Below are 14,795 nucleotides of genomic sequence, written 5' to 3'. Positions count from 1 at the left end.
GCACCGATCGCGATGGAAGAAGGCCTCCGCTTTGCGATCCGCGAAGGCGGCCGCACTGTCGGCTCCGGCGTCGTATCCTCCATCAAAGAGTAAGCGATAAGCTTCTCGAACCAGATTTGGCGCCCTGCAATGGGGCGCCACTTTCATTGAACTACGAATAGGTTCGATGTGGGGGGCGCAATCCCGCGTGTTTCCACCTCTCAACTTTTAAGCCGCGAAAGGCAACGACATGCAGTCGCAAAACATTCGCATTCGGCTCAAGGCCTTCGACTTCCGTGTACTGGACGCCAGCACACAGGAAATCGTTTCTACGGCCAAGCGCACAGGTGCCACAGTCCGTGGTCCTATCCCGCTGCCGAACAAAATCGAGAAATTCACCGTTCTACGTGGTCCTCACGTGAACAAGAAATCCCGCGATCAGTTCGAAATCCGCACGCACAAACGCCTGCTGGATATCGTCGATCCAACACCACAAACAGTAGACGCGCTGATGAAGCTCGACCTTGCTGCCGGTGTTGACGTCGAGATCAAGGTTTAAGGAGGGTATCTAGATGCGCTCTGGTGTAATTGCGAAAAAGGTTGGTATGACCCGCCTTTTCATGGAAGACGGCAAGCAGATTCCTGTAACCGTACTCCAGCTCGAAAACCTTCAGGTCGTCGATCAGCGTACTGCTGACCGTGACGGCTACACTGCTGTTCAGCTTGGTGCAGGCACAGCCAAAGCAAAGAATACTTCGCAAGCAATGCGTGGTCACTTTGCCAAGGCAAACGTTGCGCCGAAGCGGAAAATCGCGGAATTCCGCGTTTCCGAAGAGAACCTCATTGCCGTTGGCGAAGAGATCTCTGCTGAGCATTACGTAGAAGGTCAAAAAGTTGACGTGTCCGGCACGTCGATCGGTAAAGGCTTTGCCGGTGCTATGAAGCGTCACAACTTCGGTGGTCTTCGCGCCACTCACGGTGTGTCGATCAGCCACCGTTCGCACGGCTCCACCGGTCAGTGTCAGGAACCCGGCCGTGTTTTCAAAGGTAAGAAAATGGCCGGTCACATGGGTGCTGCCCGTGTAACAACCCAAAACCTCGAAGTTGTTCGTACAGATGCCGACCGAGGCTTGATCATGGTCAAAGGCGCTGTTCCGGGCTCTAAAGGTGGCTGGGTGACTGTTAAGGACGCTGTCAAAAAGAAACTGCCTGAGGGTGTGCCCTTCCCAGCAGCGCTGAAAAGCGCAGTTGTAGAAGCGCCTGCCGAGGCTCCCGCTGAAGGAGCAGAAGAATGAAGGCTGATGTAATCAAACTCGACGGTGGCAAAGCCGGTACTGTTGACCTTGACGAGGCCCTTTTCGGCCTCGAGCCACGCGCAGACATTCTGCACCGTGTGGTTCGCTGGCAGCGCAACAATGCGCAAGCTGGTACGCACAAGGTTAAGACACGTTCCGAAACCTCCTACTCGACCAAGAAGATCTATCGCCAAAAAGGTACCGGCGGCGCACGCCACGGTGACCGTAACGCGCCGATCTTCCGCAAAGGTGGTGTTTACAAGGGCCCAACCCCGCGTAGCCACGGCCACGAGCTGACGAAGAAATTCCGCAAGCTTGGTCTGCGTCACGCGCTGTCTGCGAAAGCGACTGCGGGTGAGTTGGTTGTGCTCGACACAACAGACGTCAAAGACGCAAAAACTTCGGTTCTGGCGAAAGCTGTTAAGGAACTGGGTTGGAAGCGTACTCTGGTGATCGACGGTGCCGACGTAAACGAGGGTTTTGCCCGCGCTGCACGCAACATTGAAGGTCTGGATATCCTGCCGACAATGGGTGCAAACGTATATGACATCCTGAAGCGTGATACACTTGTTATCACAAAAGCAGGTGTCGAAGCATTGGAGGCACGTTTGAAATGAGCACCAAAGCAGAACAATACGATGTGATCCGCAAGCCGGTCATCACTGAAAAAGCAACTATGGCTTCTGAAAATGGTGCCGTTGTTTTCGAAGTGGCGATCGACGCCAACAAACCACAGATCAAAGAGGCTGTTGAAAGCCTGTTTGGTGTAAAGGTTAAGGCCGTCAACACGACGATCACAAAGGGTAAAGTCAAACGCTTCCGTGGCCAGCCAGGTAAACGGAAAGACGTTAAAAAGGCTTACGTTACTCTTGAGGAAGGCAACACAATCGACGTGTCCACAGGACTCTAAGATTAGCTTTCGTAAGTAATTGAAAAGCCCTCGCAGCGATGCGGGGGCTTTTTGTATTTGCGAGCATAAATGTGCGTGGTAGCGTTTTGGTATCCATTACGGGATACAGAGGACGATTTTATCATGAGCATTACTCGTAGGACTATTCTTCGCGCATCGGTGGGGACGGCCGCATTACTTGGTTTCGGGCATGGGGCCAATATGGCAACAGCGCAGGAATTGCGCGGCCCTGCACCGCTTGTGAATAGTGATTTTGAACCGATTGGTGGGCAGCCACCGCAGGGCGCAGTTTCTTCTATCGGTGATTTTGATTATCAGGTGAAATATCAAAGGGCGTTTGAAGCGGCGCTTTGGGCGATGCCGGCATTGGCGATCTATCGTTTTCGGGCCGCTGCGCTTCAAGATCTGGGACTGAAAGACAATGACATCATTGCCTATTCGGGAGTTGCGACTGCAAAGCTCGAAGCGACCACGGCGAATGCTTCCACCCCATATATAACTGCATTCACAGACCTTCAGGCTGGGCCAACTGTTCTTGAAATTCCTCCCGCAGGGGATGACGGAAGCCTCTACGGTCAAGTCGTCGACGCATGGCAATATACAATTGCCGATGTCGGGCCATCGGGGCTCGATCAGGGGAAGGGGGGTAAGTACCTATTTACGCCTCCTGGTTATGAAGGCGAAATTCCGGAGGAGTATTTGCATGTGCCTTCGCCTAATTTTCGTGTGGCGTTTGCCTTCCGTTCTGTGAAGGGTCCGGGAATGACAGACGAGGATGCATATGCCTATGCGAAGAGGCTTCGTATGTATCCGCTCTCCCAAGCCGAAAACCCTCCAGAGCAGAGGTTCTTTGATCCGCTCGATGTTCGGTATCCAACAATGCCTGAGTGGGGATTGGAGCAATTCGAGAGTCTTCATGCCATTGTGTCTGTGGAGCCGGTGAAGCCAGAAGATAAATTGGCGATGGGTATGCTGACGTCGCTCGGAATTCGACACGGAGAGCCGTTCGAGCCAGATGAGGTTGCCAAGCGCGCAATGATTCAGGCGAGTTATGACGTCTGGTTCTATATGCAGGAATGGTTCGACAAATTCCCGAAAGAGCAGTTGTTTTGGCCAGACCGTCAATATGCGTCGCTATTGCAAGCTGATGAAAACAACATGTTCACTTGGACCTATGAAGATCGCATCGATACGATCGAGCGCGCGGCCGAGTATTTTTGGTGTACCTATATGCCCAAGATCCTTTCGGACTCGCCGGCAACTCAATATTTGATGAGCATGGCAGACAGCGATGGTAATCCACTTGTTGGGGGCCAGACCTATCGCCTTGATGTCCCCGCAGAGATGCCAGTTGAACAGTTTTGGGCATTAACGGTTTATGATCGCGCTACAATGGGCTTTATCTATACCGCCGAAGATAGAACGACATTGTCTTCCTATGATCTCGATACGATGGAGAAGAATGAGGATGGTGGTGTGAGTATTTGGATCGGCCCGACTGCGCCAGAAGGCAAAGAAAACAACTGGATCCCAACCGCTGGCAAAAGGCCGTTACCCGCAATGCGCCTTTATGGGCCGACGGCCGAGCTCAATGAGAAGCGGTTTAAGCTGGCTGATTTTGTGAGGGTTTGATTGCGCTCCAAACGCGGATCAAAGATCAAAAAAGGGAATAGACGTAATACATGCAGCCCGCGCAACGATGCGGGGGTTGTTTTCTGTGGGATTGTAAAGTTAAGCCAAAAATTGCAGATTGATACCTGATTTTATAAGGAATCTATTTTTTAAGCATCTAATTGGTGACTTTATGACCGAATTGATAGTTTTGGCGCTTTTGGTAGCAGGTTTTGTTGCAATCTTTCACAGCGGAAGCGCGCCGAAGTCAAAAAGCCGGCCGAGAAACTATCAACCAAGACCAAGAGCGCCTCAAAACGTCACTCCTTTTAATGCCAAGACTGCGGTGCATCTTGTTGATACTCGGGTCATTAGGGGATACGCGCGAATTGTTGATGGCGACACAATCGTAATTCAAAAGACTCAGATACGTCTCTTCGGCATAGATGCTCCTGAGATTAATCATCCCTATGGCAAACAGGCTAAATGGGCTCTAGTCAAAATGTGCAAGGGGCAAGAAATTCGAGCTGAACTCGTTGAAGCTGATGCCTATGGACGAACTGTTGCAAAATGTGCGTTGCCTGACGGGCGTGATTTATCGGCGGAAATGGTCAAGCAGGGATTGGCGATTGATTGGGCAAAGTTCTCCGGCGGCAAGTATAAACCGCTTGAGGTTCCGAACATACGCAAGAAGCTATGGCTTGCTGATGCGCGGCAAAAAGGCCGGATGCACGTTTGGAAAAAATTCGAAGCGAGAAGTCGCGGCGATGGTGGTACTAATGGCCAATAGTCGCGAGCCGTTTTAGAGTCTGCTGCTCGCGTAAAAACATTCCCATCCACCATAGACACCCCCCAACATCTCTGATACTCCGCGCGGGTGGTGATGGCCCCAGATTCGTTCTGGGGCTCTTTACCTTTTGGAATAGAGGTTTTCGGACCTTGCAATATTGGCCACCTTCGGGGGGCTCACACCGCGGATCTTTTCAATTGGATTGGTTCGCATAGCTAAACGGAAGACAGAAAGCATGGCACTAAAGTCGTATAAACCGACGACGCCAGGCCAGCGTGGGCTGGTTCTGATCGACCGTTCGGAGCTTTGGAAAGGACGTCCAGTCAAGGCCCTCACAGAGGGTATGACAAAATCGGGCGGCCGGAACAACACCGGGCGGATTACAATGCGTCGCATTGGTGGGGGTGCAAAGCGCCTTTACCGTATCGTGGACTTCAAGCGTAACAAGTTTGACGTTCCTGCCACCGTAGAGCGGATCGAATATGACCCGAACCGGACGGCATTTATCGCGCTCATCAAATACGAAGATGGCGAACAAGCATACGTACTGGCACCACAGCGTCTCGCAGTTGGTGACACTATTGTTGCTTCGGCCAAGGCCGACATCAAGCCCGGTAACGCAATGCCATTCTCCGGCATGCCTATTGGTACAATCGTTCACAACATTGAGCTCAAGCCAGGCAAAGGCGGCCAGATCGCCCGTGCTGCTGGTACATACGCTCAGTTCGTGGGTCGCGACGGTGCTTACGCACAGATCCGCCTCTCCTCGGGTGAACTTCGCCTCGTGCGTCAGGAATGCATGGCCACAATCGGTGCCGTGTCTAACCCTGACAACAGCAACCAAAACCTCGGTAAAGCTGGCCGCAACCGTCACAAGGGCATCCGCCCAAGTGTTCGTGGTGTGGTTATGAACCCGATCGATCACCCACATGGTGGTGGTGAAGGTCGTACCTCCGGTGGTCGTCACCCAGTGACACCATGGGGTAAGCCAACCAAGGGTGCGCGCACTCGCAACAAGAACAAAGCGTCCAGCAAGCTTATCATCCGCTCGCGGCACGCCAAGAAGAAGGGGCGTTAATCTATGTCTCGTTCTGTATGGAAAGGCCCTTTTGTCGACTCTTACGTGCTTAAAAAAGCCGAGAAGAGCCGTGAATCTGGCCGCAATGAAGTTATCAAAATCTGGTCGCGCCGTAGCACCATTCTGCCCCAGTTCGTGGGTCTGACATTTGGTGTTTACAACGGCCACAAGCACATCCCCGTCAACGTCACTGAAGACATGATTGGTCAAAAGTTTGGTGAGTATTCGCCAACTCGTACCTATTACGGTCACGCTGCTGACAAAAAAGCGAAGCGGAAGTAGAGCCATGGGAAAAGTGAAAAACGCACGTCGCGTGGCTGATAACGAAGCAATGGCCAAGGTCAAAATGCTCCGTACTTCGCCACAAAAACTTAACCTCGTTGCTGCAATGATCCGTGGCAAGAAAGTTGATCGCGCTCTGACCGATCTGACTTTCTCCAACAAACGGATTGCTGCCGACGTAAAGAAATGTCTTCAGTCCGCGATTGCGAACGCCGAAAACAACCACAACCTGGATGTTGACGAGCTGATCGTAGCCGAGGCCTATGTTGGCAAGAACCTGACCCTGAAACGCGGACGCCCTCGCGCCCGTGGCCGGTTTGGCAAGATTTTGAAGCCGTTTTCCGAGCTGACAATCTTGGTGCGCCAGAATGAGGAGCAAGCATAATGGGTAATAAAGTAAATCCAATTGGCATGCGCCTTCAGGTCAACCGGACTTGGGACAGCCGCTGGTACGCTGATACGAAAGATTTCGGTGATCTTCTTCTCGAAGACATCCGTATTCGTGAGTTCATCAAGGAAGAGTGCCGTCAGGCTGGTGTTTCCCGCGTGATCATCGAGCGTCCACACCGTAAGTGCCGTGTGACGATCCACACAGCGCGTCCTGGTGTGATCATCGGTAAAAAAGGTGCTGACATCGAAGGCCTTCGCAAGAAGCTCGCAGCGCTGACAGAGTCCGAACTGCACCTCAACATCGTTGAAGTTCGCAAGCCAGAGATGGATGCGGCTCTCGTTGGTGAGAATATCGCACAGCAGCTTGAGCGCCGTGTTTCTTTCCGTCGCGCTATGAAGCGTGCGGTACAGAACGCAATGCGTATGGGCGCGCTTGGTATTCGTATCAACGTTGCCGGTCGTCTTGGCGGTGCGGAAATCGCGCGTACTGAATGGTACCGCGAAGGCCGCGTGCCTCTGCACACTCTGCGTGCCGACATCGACTACGCACATTCCGAAGCGATGACTGCTTATGGCATCATCGGCATCAAGGTCTGGATCTTCAAAGGCGAGATCATGGAGCACGATCCTTCGGCGCATGAGCGTAAGCAACAGGAACTCCAAGAAGGCCCAGCACCCCGCGGTGCCGGCGGCCGTCGTTAAGGAGAAATTAGATGCTTCAACCAAAGCGCACAAAATTCCGCAAAATGCACAAAGGCCGTATCCACGGTGAGGCAAAAGGCGGAAGCACACTGACATTCGGGACGTATGGCCTCAAATCCACACAGCCCGAGCGTATCACAGCGCGTCAAATCGAAGCCGCGCGTCGTGCAATGACACGTCACATGAAACGTCAGGGCCGTGTTTGGATCCGTGTATTCCCGGATCTGCCAGTTACCTCGAAGCCAACCGAAGTTCGGATGGGTAAAGGTAAAGGTTCTGTCGATTTTTGGGCTGCGAAAGTTAAGCCTGGTCGTATTCTCTTTGAGATCGACGGTGTTGACGAAGTAACAGCGCGTGAGGCTCTTCGCCTTGCAGCGATGAAACTGCCGGTCAAAACCCGCACAGTGGTCCGCGAAGATTGGTAAACCCGTTGCGCTTTAGCGCGACGTAGCGGAGGCAGCGTATTTGCTTGCAAATGCGCGTTCCGCATAAGCCAGACAAACAAGAAACCCCCGTCGAGTAATCGGCGGGGGTTTTGCTTTAGAGCTATGAATACTGGTGGCGACATCAGGTGAAGAGCGATAATGCGATTTCAATCACCGATCTCGCCTCCGATTAAGGTCATACCAGTTTGGGTCCGTTTCAGAGCGGCCTTGAGACTAATCTATCGGTGAAAAGTGATACTCGCCCGCCAAAGTGGCGACCGCGGCTGGATTACGGGTAGCTTCAAATATGTCGTAGCCCAATTTCAGGTTTTGCCAGAACGCGTACCACTGATGCGTGCTTTCCTGCTCCAATCGTTCGGGCGTCATGCGAAACGGGTAAGCATTGACCGAAACGAAATGCTGACCATTTTTGAGCGCAGATTCGACCAGAAAATAGATTTCCTCAATTCCTGCATCTGTCATCGCGTAGCACCCAATCGAGACACAACTACCGTGCACCATTAGGTAGCTACCGGTACGGCCCAAGGATTGATCAAAGCGATTGGGAAATCCCAGATTAAACGACAAATGATAACGGCTGTTTGGGTTTAAGGCTGAGCGATCGACACGATAGAACCCTTCCGGCGATTGTCGATCACCTTCCTTAAGTTTGGGGCCGAGGTCACCTGAGAAATTGCAGATTTCATAAGATTTGAACAGTTTGAACTCGTCGTCGGGTTTCAACCAAACTTCGAGCTGCTGTTCCTCTTTGAAAATGCGGATATGGACGGGCATGCCTGGTGCGAAACCGGCATTGGCAAGCTGCTCTTGCAAGGGCAGGTCAATGCGTTCTCGTATATCAGGCCAGTTTTCGTGCGGGCGGAGGAGGCTGCCAATCGCATGCTTGGTTTGGTCGGGCACTAGATATACCGCCAAGGCAACCAAAATCCCAAACACGAGCAACCATCTCCCCAACCGCCGCAAGGCTATCGCCAAGCGTAGTTAAAACTCACGGATATCCTGTCATCCTCGGCCATATTCATCGGAACTTCGTGGCGAAGCCAGCTTTCCCAGAGCAATACATCTCCAGCCTCTGGCGCAACATAGACGAAACTCTGTTGCTCGCGGCGTGCGTCTTTAACGCGGGTTGGCGCGGCCATCATCATAGCGGAACGCGGGTCTTCGTATTTGATCGCGCTTGCACCCTTCGGAACTGAAACATAGGTCGTGCCGCTGATCACGGAATGCGGGTGGATATGTGATGTGTGAATGCCGCCTTCGGGCAGGATGTTAATCCAGATGTTGTCGAGCTCGAGCTTGCGTCCGTCCAAATCAAACTCAAGGTCTTTCACAAACTCCGCGACGTGTTTGTCGAGGATTTTTACAAGGTCTTCGAAAATCGGAAAGCGCCATCCGAGATCAGTGAGAGAAGCATAGCTCGTATAACCGGCATAGTCGTTCTCCTCGCACCAGATTTGGCCTGCTTCGTCGTCTTCGGCGATTGTAATGCAGGAGGTTTCAAATTCGTCCGCGCTGAGATTATCGCCGAATTCATTCAAGCGGGCACGGTAGAGGCGGGTCACGAAGAGAGATTCTATGTTTGACATACCCCATAGATAGCGGGGCAACGCGTTTTGAACCAGAGGATGTGCTATAGTGCCGCGATCAAATCACTGACGTGTATGAGATTCGCACACGGAGAGCATATGGCTGTTGAATTGCTAAGGGTCCGAGGTGCAGAGGACGTTAAACATGCACGAGAGCTTGTTTGGGAGTTCTTTGACGTATTGCGCCATCGCTATCCCGAAATGATCAATGACATAGATGCCTATATAGAAGACCAAAATGTTGCAGAGAGTTTAGATGACTTTCTGACTTGGTTTTCGCCGCCCGTTGGAGAGTGCTTTCTCGCTATAGCGGATGGCCAACCTGCCGGTATTGTTATGCTAAAAGATTTGAAAGACGGCTCTGCGGAGATGAATCGCATGTATGTGCGCAAAAACGTGCGCGGTTTGGGCGTTGGCCGTAAGTTATGCGATGCCGCGATAAACGGTGCTAGAGATATGGGTTTTAAGACGCTTCGACTTGATGCATTGCACAGGCATGTTGAAGCGCTGCCGCTGTATGAGAGTGTGGGATTCGTGCGTTATCATGATACAGATGCGGTTGGTGGCGACGACGCGCGCTTCATCCATATGAAAATGCCGCTATAACCCTTGAAAAAAGGGGACTGGTTGTTGTTTGCTACTGCGGCAATCTCCTGAAGTTTTTGCTTGCCCTCAAACCCTCACCCCCTTATAGACGCACATCTCGCGGATTCCGGGTTTCCGGGATTCGTGTGTTTGCTATTCATCCACCAGGTCTTAGGTGACCCTGAAAGAGTGTCAGGGGCCGGCTGGTGTTTTGAGAAAGGAATAGGCGATGAACGCCAATGAACTACGTGATAAGACACCGGATCAGCTCCAAGAAGAGCTGGACGCGCTGAAAAAGGAATCGTTTAACCTGCGTTTCCAACAAGCGACCGGTCAACTCGAGAACACTGCCCGTGTACGCGCCGCTCGTCGCGAAGCTGCACGTGTTAAAACAATTCTGAACGAAAAGGCCGCGCAAGCGGCTGGCGAATAGGAGCCTTAGGTATGCCCAAACGTATTCTCACAGGCACCGTAACCAGCAACCAAAACGCGCAAACAGTAACTGTTTCCGTTGAGCGCCGGTTCACGCACCCCGTTCTGAAGAAAACCATCCGTAAGTCCAAGAAATACCGGGCTCACGATGAGAAGAACGCTTTCAACGTAGGTGATAAAGTTCGCATTCAAGAATGTGCACCTAAGTCGAAAACGAAACGCTGGGAAGTTCTGTCTTAAGTCAGAGCTGACCGGTTTAACGAAACCCTGGGGAAAAGCCTAATAGTAGGTCCCCAAAGGTCGGGAGAAACCACATGATCCAGATGCAGACCAATCTGGATGTTGCTGACAACTCCGGCGCACGCCGAGTTCAGTGCATCAAGGTCCTGGGTGGTTCCAAGCGTAAATACGCTTCCGTAGGCGACATCATTGTCGTTTCGGTTAAAGAAGCCATCCCACGTGGCCGTGTGAAAAAAGGCGACGTCCGTAAGGCCGTTGTTGTTCGCACAGCCAAAGAAGTACGTCGTGAAGACGGCACAGCGATCCGTTTTGATCGCAACGCAGCAGTAATCCTCAACAACGCCAACGAGCCAATCGGTACTCGTATCTTTGGGCCAGTTGTTCGTGAGCTGCGTGCCAAGAACTTCATGAAAATCATCTCGCTCGCCCCGGAGGTGCTGTAAGATGGCTGCTAAGTTGAAAAAAGGCGACAAAATTGTCGTTCTTGCCGGTAAGGACAAAGGTAAAGAGGGCGTTATCTCCTCTGTAGACCCCAAAACCGGTAAAGCTGTTGTTGAAGGTGTAAACGTTGCGATCCGCCACACACGTGCGTCGCAAAACAGCCAAGGTGGTCGTGTACCACAGGCTATGCCTATCCAACTGTCCAACCTCGCGCTGCTCGATTCCAAAGGCAAACCAACACGCGTTGGTTTCCGTGACGAAGACGGCAAAAAAGTGCGTTTCGCCAAGACCACTGGGGAGACTGTATAATGCTTGATACTGCAAACTACACACCCCGCCTGAAGACGGTCTACAAAGACAGCATCCGTGCCGCTCTTAAAGAAGAGTTCGGCTACAAAAACGAGATGCAGATCCCGAAGCTCGACAAGATCGTGCTGAACATGGGTATCGGCGAGACCACACGCGACACCAAAAAGATCAAATCCGCTGAGGCTGACCTCACTGCGATTGCGGGTCAAAAGGTTCTCATCACAAAAGCCAAGAAATCCATCGCGGGTTTCCGGGTTCGTGAAGATATGCCTCTTGGTGTTAAAGTGACACTGCGCGGCGATAAGATGTACGAATTCCTCGATCGTCTGATCACCATCGCGATGCCTCGTATCCGTGACTTCCGCGGCATTTCGGGCAAGAGCTTTGACGGCCGTGGCAACTACGCCATGGGTCTGAAAGAGCACATCGTTTTCCCTGAAATCGAGTACGACAAGGTCGACGAGATTTGGGGTATGGATATCGTAATCGCCACCACCGCAGCTACTGACGCGGAAGCAAAGGCGCTGTTGAAGCATTTCAACATGCCCTTTAACAGCTGATCGCGGAAGGAAAGGTTAGACATGGCTAAAAAAGCAATGATCGAACGCGAAAAGAAGCGCGCTAAGCTGGTGGAGAAATACGCCGCCAAACGTGCTGCTCTTAAAGAGATCGCAAACGACGAAAGCAAGTCGATGGAAGAGCGTTTTACTGCTCGCCTCAAGCTTGCGAAACTTCCACGCAATTCGTCCGCTACACGGCTTCACAACCGTTGCCAGCTGACGGGTCGTCCCCACGCTTACTACCGTAAGCTCAAAGTCAGCCGGATCGCGCTGCGGGAACTGGGCTCCACAGGCCAGATCCCCGGTATGGTCAAGTCAAGCTGGTAAGGGAGATACGATATGAACGATCCTATCGGTGATATGCTCACTCGTATCCGTAACGCTCAAATGCGCGGCAAATCGACAGTGGAAACACCTGCGTCGAAGCTCCGTGCATGGGTTCTGGATGTTCTTCAGTCTGAAGGCTACATCCGCGGTTACGAAAAAACCACTGGCAAAGACGGCCACCCGGCCATCGAAATCAGCCTGAAGTACTTTGACGGTACTCCTGTAATCCGTGACCTCAAGCGTGTTTCCACGCCTGGTCGTCGCGTTTATGCAAGCGTCAAAGACATTCCAGTTGTCCGTCAGGGCCTCGGGATTTCCGTTGTCTCCACACCTAAGGGTGTGATGTCGGACGCAAATGCACGCGCAGCCAATGTTGGCGGCGAAGTGCTTTGCACCGTATTCTAGGAGGTCATCAGGATGTCTCGTATTGGTAAAAAACCAGTGGCCCTACCCGCAGGCGTAACTGCCGCGGTCTCCGGCCAAAAAATCGAAGTAAAGGGCCCGAAAGGGACACTCGACTTCACAGCAACTGACGAAGTGACGTTGGTTGTTGCCGATGACGCCGTAACTGTTGAACCACGCTCGAAATCCAAGCGTGCTCGTCAGCAGTGGGGTATGTCGCGCACAGTGATCCAGAATCTGGTGACTGGCGTAACAGAAGGCTTCAAGAAAGAGCTCGAAATCAACGGTGTTGGTTATCGTGCTCAGATGACTGGCAATGTTCTTAAGCTGAACCTCGGCCTGTCGCATGAAGTGAACTTCGAGGTGCCTGCTGGCGTAACAGTCACAGCCCCTAAGCCCACTCAAGTTCTTGTTGAAGGTATCGACAGTCAGCTTGTTGGCCAAGTCGCGGCAAACATTCGCGAATGGCGTAAACCCGAGCCATACAAAGGCAAGGGCATCAAGTACAAAGACGAGTATATCTTCCGCAAGGAAGGTAAGAAGAAGTAAGGACCCAGGACATGGCAAACAGCAAAAGAAATCTGTTTCTGAAACGCCGCCTGCGCGTTCGGAACAAGCTCCGCAAGGTGAACGCTGGTCGCGTTCGTCTTTCGGTGCACCGCTCCAACAAGAACATCAGTGTTCAGTTGATCGACGATGTAAACGGCGTAACTCTCGCCTCAGCTTCTACTCTCGAGAAGGATCTGGGCGTAGTTGGCAAGAACAACATCGACGCAGCAACAAAAGTCGGCGCCGCAATTGCGGAGCGTGGCAAGAAAGCTGGTGTAGAAGACTGCTACTTCGATCGTGGCGGCTTCCTCTTTCATGGCAAAGTAAAGGCTCTGGCCGATGCTGCGCGTGAAGGTGGCTTGAAGTTCTAAGACTTGCGGGCGGCGTTCTCGCCGCCCCGATGATCCGGGGGGCCGTTTCGGCGGCTTCACTTGGATTGAGTTTTTCTGGCGCACTGCGCCTTATGAAAGGAATGCCTCATGGCAGAACGTGAAAATCGTCGGGGACCTCGTCGCGACCGCGAAGAGACACCTGAATTTGCAGATCGCCTCGTTGCGATTAACCGTGTTTCCAAGACTGTTAAAGGTGGTAAGCGTTTTGGCTTCGCCGCTCTCGTAGTTGTTGGTGACCAAAAAGGCCGTGTGGGCTTTGGCAAAGGGAAAGCGAAAGAAGTTCCTGAAGCTATCCGCAAGGCGACAGAGCAAGCCAAACGTCAGCTGGTCCGCGTACCTCTGCGCGAAGGCCGTACACTGCACCACGACGTCGAAGGTCGTCACGGCGCAGGTAAAGTTGTGATGCGCACAGCACCACAAGGTACTGGTATCATCGCCGGTGGTCCAATGCGTGCTGTTTTCGAAATGCTCGGTGTTCAAGACGTTGTTGCGAAATCTATCGGTTCGCAAAACCCTTACAACATGATCCGCGCGACTATCGACGGTCTGACCAAAGAGGCTTCCCCTCGTATGGTTGCACAGCGTCGCGGTAAGAAAGTTGCTGACATTCTGGGTAAAGAGGCCGCTCCTGCTGCCGCTGAGCCTGCTGCCGAAGCAACTGAAGCTGCTGAAGCTTAAGGAGATACGACATGGCTAAAACTATCGTTGTTAAGCAGATTGGTTCGCCAATCCGTCGCCCCTCCAAGCAGCGCGAAACGCTGATCGGTCTGGGCCTCAACAAGATGCACAAAACCCGCGAGCTGGAAGACACTCCAGCCGTACGTGGCATGGTCGCAAAGATCTCCCACATGGTTGAGATCATCGAAGAAAAAGGCTAAGTGCCTTATCGGCTGATCCTGCAAGGGGTCAGCCAATGCCGTTCTACTGAGCGGAAGAGTTTTAATTGCAACGCCGCGTTTGCCCCAATCCGTCGCTGGGGGGCAGTTCCGGCAAAAGGAGAAGCGACATGAAATTGCACGAACTTCACGATAACCCAGGCGCAACAAAGCCACGCAAACGTATTGGTCGTGGTCCTGGTTCTGGCACTGGTAAAACTGGTGGTCGTGGTATCAAAGGTCAAAAGTCTCGCTCGGGTGTAGCCATCAATGGTTACGAGGGCGGCCAAATGCCATTGTACCAACGCCTTCCAAAGCGTGGTTTCAACAAGCCAAACCGCAAGAAGTTCGCGGTTGTGAACCTCGGCCTGATTCAGAAATTCATCGACGCGAAGAAGCTCGATACTAAATCTGCGATCACCGAAGATGTTCTGGTTGAGTCCGGCGTTGTTCGTCGTAAGCTTGACGGCGTGCGTGTTCTTGCCAAAGGCGAGATCACTTCCAAAGTGACACTTGAGGTCACAGGTGCGTCAGCTGGAGCGACCCAGGCTGTTGAAAAAGCTGGCGGAAAGCTCACAGTTACAGCAACTCCGAAGGCAGCGGCTGAATAAGCG

27 protein-coding genes are annotated in these 14,795 nt (G+C 52.5%); 25 read left to right on the top strand and 2 right to left on the bottom strand.

What is annotated here, in order from left to right:
- From N9C89_RS13340 to rplP, 12 genes are all read left to right on the top strand, one after another.
- Window positions 1-93: hypothetical protein (locus N9C89_RS13340; RefSeq protein WP_263954460.1), on the top strand; the 93-nt coding region annotated here is incomplete at its 5' end.
- 136 nt (window positions 94-229) lie between these two features.
- Window positions 230-538, top strand: a complete 309-nt coding sequence (gene rpsJ, locus N9C89_RS13335) for a 30S ribosomal protein S10 (RefSeq protein WP_263954417.1) — start codon at window positions 230-232, stop codon at window positions 536-538.
- 13 nt (window positions 539-551) lie between these two features.
- Window positions 552-1,274: a 50S ribosomal protein L3 gene (gene rplC, locus N9C89_RS13330; protein ID WP_263954416.1), complete on the top strand. Its 723-nt coding sequence runs from the start codon at window positions 552-554 to the stop codon at window positions 1,272-1,274.
- Entirely contained in the window at window positions 1,271-1,891 is a 621-nt protein-coding gene (gene rplD / locus N9C89_RS13325) for a 50S ribosomal protein L4 (RefSeq protein WP_263954415.1), read from the top strand. Before rplC ends, rplD begins: the two co-directional genes overlap by 4 nt.
- On the top strand, window positions 1,888-2,184 hold the full coding sequence (locus N9C89_RS13320; protein ID WP_263954414.1) for a 50S ribosomal protein L23: 297 nt from the start codon (window positions 1,888-1,890) through the stop codon (window positions 2,182-2,184). The genes rplD and N9C89_RS13320 overlap by 4 nt, the downstream gene beginning before the upstream one ends.
- A 123-nt stretch (window positions 2,185-2,307) precedes the next feature.
- Window positions 2,308-3,816, top strand: coding sequence for a DUF1254 domain-containing protein (locus N9C89_RS13315; RefSeq protein ID WP_263954413.1), 1,509 nt, complete (start codon window positions 2,308-2,310; stop codon window positions 3,814-3,816).
- Window positions 3,817-3,988: 172 nt separating this feature from the next.
- Window positions 3,989-4,585 (top strand): thermonuclease family protein, encoded by a 597-nt coding sequence (locus N9C89_RS13310; protein WP_263954412.1) that lies wholly within the window; start codon window positions 3,989-3,991, stop codon window positions 4,583-4,585.
- A 235-nt stretch (window positions 4,586-4,820) separates the two neighbouring features.
- Window positions 4,821-5,663, top strand: a complete 843-nt coding sequence (gene rplB, locus N9C89_RS13305; RefSeq protein ID WP_263954411.1) for a 50S ribosomal protein L2 — start codon at window positions 4,821-4,823, stop codon at window positions 5,661-5,663.
- Window positions 5,664-5,666: 3 nt separating this feature from the next.
- On the top strand, window positions 5,667-5,945 hold the full coding sequence (gene rpsS / locus N9C89_RS13300) for a 30S ribosomal protein S19 (RefSeq protein WP_263954409.1): 279 nt from the start codon (window positions 5,667-5,669) through the stop codon (window positions 5,943-5,945).
- A gap of 4 nt (window positions 5,946-5,949) precedes the next feature.
- Window positions 5,950-6,330: a 50S ribosomal protein L22 gene (gene rplV, locus N9C89_RS13295; protein WP_263954408.1), complete on the top strand. Its 381-nt coding sequence runs from the start codon at window positions 5,950-5,952 to the stop codon at window positions 6,328-6,330.
- Window positions 6,330-7,037 carry a 30S ribosomal protein S3 gene (gene rpsC / locus N9C89_RS13290; RefSeq protein ID WP_263954407.1) on the top strand — a complete coding sequence of 236 codons (708 nt, stop codon included), beginning with the start codon at window positions 6,330-6,332 and terminating at the stop codon, window positions 7,035-7,037. Before rplV ends, rpsC begins: the two co-directional genes overlap by 1 nt.
- 11 nt (window positions 7,038-7,048) lie before the next feature.
- Complete coding sequence (rplP, locus tag N9C89_RS13285) at window positions 7,049-7,462, top strand: 50S ribosomal protein L16 (RefSeq protein WP_263954406.1); 414 nt, start codon at window positions 7,049-7,051, stop codon at window positions 7,460-7,462.
- A 234-nt stretch (window positions 7,463-7,696) separates the two neighbouring features.
- On the opposite strand, the gene N9C89_RS13280 is transcribed toward rplP, so the two are convergent.
- Window positions 7,697-8,383 carry a L,D-transpeptidase family protein gene (locus N9C89_RS13280; protein WP_263954405.1) on the bottom strand — a complete coding sequence of 229 codons (687 nt, stop codon included), beginning with the start codon at window positions 8,381-8,383 and terminating at the stop codon, window positions 7,697-7,699.
- A 65-nt stretch (window positions 8,384-8,448) separates the two neighbouring features.
- Complete coding sequence (locus N9C89_RS13275; RefSeq protein ID WP_263954404.1) at window positions 8,449-9,069, bottom strand: TIGR02466 family protein; 621 nt, start codon at window positions 9,067-9,069, stop codon at window positions 8,449-8,451.
- Between the two features lie 99 nt (window positions 9,070-9,168).
- On the opposite strand from N9C89_RS13275, the gene N9C89_RS13270 reads away from it, so the two are divergent.
- From N9C89_RS13270 to rplO, 13 genes are all read left to right on the top strand, one after another.
- Window positions 9,169-9,675, top strand: coding sequence for a GNAT family N-acetyltransferase (locus N9C89_RS13270; RefSeq protein ID WP_263954403.1), 507 nt, complete (start codon window positions 9,169-9,171; stop codon window positions 9,673-9,675).
- A 208-nt stretch (window positions 9,676-9,883) separates the two neighbouring features.
- On the top strand, window positions 9,884-10,087 hold the full coding sequence (rpmC, locus tag N9C89_RS13265; RefSeq protein ID WP_263954402.1) for a 50S ribosomal protein L29: 204 nt from the start codon (window positions 9,884-9,886) through the stop codon (window positions 10,085-10,087).
- Between the two features lie 11 nt (window positions 10,088-10,098).
- Complete coding sequence (rpsQ, locus tag N9C89_RS13260) at window positions 10,099-10,326, top strand: 30S ribosomal protein S17 (RefSeq protein WP_263954400.1); 228 nt, start codon at window positions 10,099-10,101, stop codon at window positions 10,324-10,326.
- 74 nt (window positions 10,327-10,400) lie between these two features.
- Complete coding sequence (gene rplN / locus N9C89_RS13255) at window positions 10,401-10,769, top strand: 50S ribosomal protein L14 (protein WP_263954398.1); 369 nt, start codon at window positions 10,401-10,403, stop codon at window positions 10,767-10,769.
- Window position 10,770: 1 nt separating this feature from the next.
- The gene (gene rplX / locus N9C89_RS13250) at window positions 10,771-11,076 is read left to right on the top strand and encodes a 50S ribosomal protein L24 (protein WP_263954397.1); all 306 of its coding nucleotides are present in this window, start codon (window positions 10,771-10,773) and stop codon (window positions 11,074-11,076) included.
- Entirely contained in the window at window positions 11,076-11,636 is a 561-nt protein-coding gene (gene rplE / locus N9C89_RS13245; protein WP_263954396.1) for a 50S ribosomal protein L5, read from the top strand. Before rplX ends, rplE begins: the two co-directional genes overlap by 1 nt.
- Before the next feature lie 21 nt (window positions 11,637-11,657).
- Entirely contained in the window at window positions 11,658-11,963 is a 306-nt protein-coding gene (rpsN, locus tag N9C89_RS13240) for a 30S ribosomal protein S14 (RefSeq protein WP_263954394.1), read from the top strand.
- Between the two features lie 12 nt (window positions 11,964-11,975).
- Window positions 11,976-12,368 carry a 30S ribosomal protein S8 gene (gene rpsH, locus N9C89_RS13235; RefSeq protein ID WP_263954393.1) on the top strand — a complete coding sequence of 131 codons (393 nt, stop codon included), beginning with the start codon at window positions 11,976-11,978 and terminating at the stop codon, window positions 12,366-12,368.
- 12 nt (window positions 12,369-12,380) lie between these two features.
- A complete protein-coding gene (gene rplF / locus N9C89_RS13230) occupies window positions 12,381-12,914 on the top strand; it encodes a 50S ribosomal protein L6 (RefSeq protein ID WP_263954392.1) in 534 nt (177 codons plus the stop codon).
- An 11-nt stretch (window positions 12,915-12,925) separates the two neighbouring features.
- A complete protein-coding gene (gene rplR / locus N9C89_RS13225; RefSeq protein ID WP_263954391.1) occupies window positions 12,926-13,285 on the top strand; it encodes a 50S ribosomal protein L18 in 360 nt (119 codons plus the stop codon).
- Between the two features lie 108 nt (window positions 13,286-13,393).
- Entirely contained in the window at window positions 13,394-13,984 is a 591-nt protein-coding gene (rpsE, locus tag N9C89_RS13220; RefSeq protein ID WP_263954390.1) for a 30S ribosomal protein S5, read from the top strand.
- An 11-nt stretch (window positions 13,985-13,995) separates the two neighbouring features.
- Window positions 13,996-14,184 carry a 50S ribosomal protein L30 gene (gene rpmD, locus N9C89_RS13215; protein WP_263954389.1) on the top strand — a complete coding sequence of 63 codons (189 nt, stop codon included), beginning with the start codon at window positions 13,996-13,998 and terminating at the stop codon, window positions 14,182-14,184.
- A gap of 128 nt (window positions 14,185-14,312) precedes the next feature.
- On the top strand, window positions 14,313-14,792 hold the full coding sequence (gene rplO, locus N9C89_RS13210) for a 50S ribosomal protein L15 (RefSeq protein ID WP_263954388.1): 480 nt from the start codon (window positions 14,313-14,315) through the stop codon (window positions 14,790-14,792).
- The last annotated feature ends 3 nt before the right edge of the window (window positions 14,793-14,795 follow it).

Origin of the sequence: Halocynthiibacter sp. SDUM655004 (genome assembly GCF_026015885.1) — a bacterium.
GTDB lineage: Bacteria > Pseudomonadota > Alphaproteobacteria > Rhodobacterales > Rhodobacteraceae > Falsihalocynthiibacter > Falsihalocynthiibacter halioticoli.
Note: the sequence above shows the minus strand (reverse complement) of the source record. Positions and strands in the feature narration are given on the sequence as shown.

Coding starts and splice junctions, on each gene's coding strand:
- rpsJ (WP_263954417.1), top strand. CDS start 230: ATGCAGTCGCAAAACATTCGCATTCGGCTCAAGGCCTTCGACTTCCGT.
- rplC (WP_263954416.1), top strand. CDS start 552: ATGCGCTCTGGTGTAATTGCGAAAAAGGTTGGTATGACCCGCCTTTTC.
- rplD (WP_263954415.1), top strand. CDS start 1,271: ATGAAGGCTGATGTAATCAAACTCGACGGTGGCAAAGCCGGTACTGTT.
- N9C89_RS13320 (WP_263954414.1), top strand. CDS start 1,888: ATGAGCACCAAAGCAGAACAATACGATGTGATCCGCAAGCCGGTCATC.
- N9C89_RS13315 (WP_263954413.1), top strand. CDS start 2,308: ATGAGCATTACTCGTAGGACTATTCTTCGCGCATCGGTGGGGACGGCC.
- N9C89_RS13310 (WP_263954412.1), top strand. CDS start 3,989: ATGACCGAATTGATAGTTTTGGCGCTTTTGGTAGCAGGTTTTGTTGCA.
- rplB (WP_263954411.1), top strand. CDS start 4,821: ATGGCACTAAAGTCGTATAAACCGACGACGCCAGGCCAGCGTGGGCTG.
- rpsS (WP_263954409.1), top strand. CDS start 5,667: ATGTCTCGTTCTGTATGGAAAGGCCCTTTTGTCGACTCTTACGTGCTT.
- rplV (WP_263954408.1), top strand. CDS start 5,950: ATGGGAAAAGTGAAAAACGCACGTCGCGTGGCTGATAACGAAGCAATG.
- rpsC (WP_263954407.1), top strand. CDS start 6,330: ATGGGTAATAAAGTAAATCCAATTGGCATGCGCCTTCAGGTCAACCGG.
- rplP (WP_263954406.1), top strand. CDS start 7,049: ATGCTTCAACCAAAGCGCACAAAATTCCGCAAAATGCACAAAGGCCGT.
- N9C89_RS13275 (WP_263954404.1), bottom strand. CDS start 9,069: ATGTCAAACATAGAATCTCTCTTCGTGACCCGCCTCTACCGTGCCCGC.
- N9C89_RS13270 (WP_263954403.1), top strand. CDS start 9,169: ATGGCTGTTGAATTGCTAAGGGTCCGAGGTGCAGAGGACGTTAAACAT.
- rpmC (WP_263954402.1), top strand. CDS start 9,884: ATGAACGCCAATGAACTACGTGATAAGACACCGGATCAGCTCCAAGAA.
- rpsQ (WP_263954400.1), top strand. CDS start 10,099: ATGCCCAAACGTATTCTCACAGGCACCGTAACCAGCAACCAAAACGCG.
- rplN (WP_263954398.1), top strand. CDS start 10,401: ATGATCCAGATGCAGACCAATCTGGATGTTGCTGACAACTCCGGCGCA.
- rplX (WP_263954397.1), top strand. CDS start 10,771: ATGGCTGCTAAGTTGAAAAAAGGCGACAAAATTGTCGTTCTTGCCGGT.
- rplE (WP_263954396.1), top strand. CDS start 11,076: ATGCTTGATACTGCAAACTACACACCCCGCCTGAAGACGGTCTACAAA.
- rpsN (WP_263954394.1), top strand. CDS start 11,658: ATGGCTAAAAAAGCAATGATCGAACGCGAAAAGAAGCGCGCTAAGCTG.
- rpsH (WP_263954393.1), top strand. CDS start 11,976: ATGAACGATCCTATCGGTGATATGCTCACTCGTATCCGTAACGCTCAA.
- rplF (WP_263954392.1), top strand. CDS start 12,381: ATGTCTCGTATTGGTAAAAAACCAGTGGCCCTACCCGCAGGCGTAACT.
- rplR (WP_263954391.1), top strand. CDS start 12,926: ATGGCAAACAGCAAAAGAAATCTGTTTCTGAAACGCCGCCTGCGCGTT.
- rpsE (WP_263954390.1), top strand. CDS start 13,394: ATGGCAGAACGTGAAAATCGTCGGGGACCTCGTCGCGACCGCGAAGAG.
- rpmD (WP_263954389.1), top strand. CDS start 13,996: ATGGCTAAAACTATCGTTGTTAAGCAGATTGGTTCGCCAATCCGTCGC.
- rplO (WP_263954388.1), top strand. CDS start 14,313: ATGAAATTGCACGAACTTCACGATAACCCAGGCGCAACAAAGCCACGC.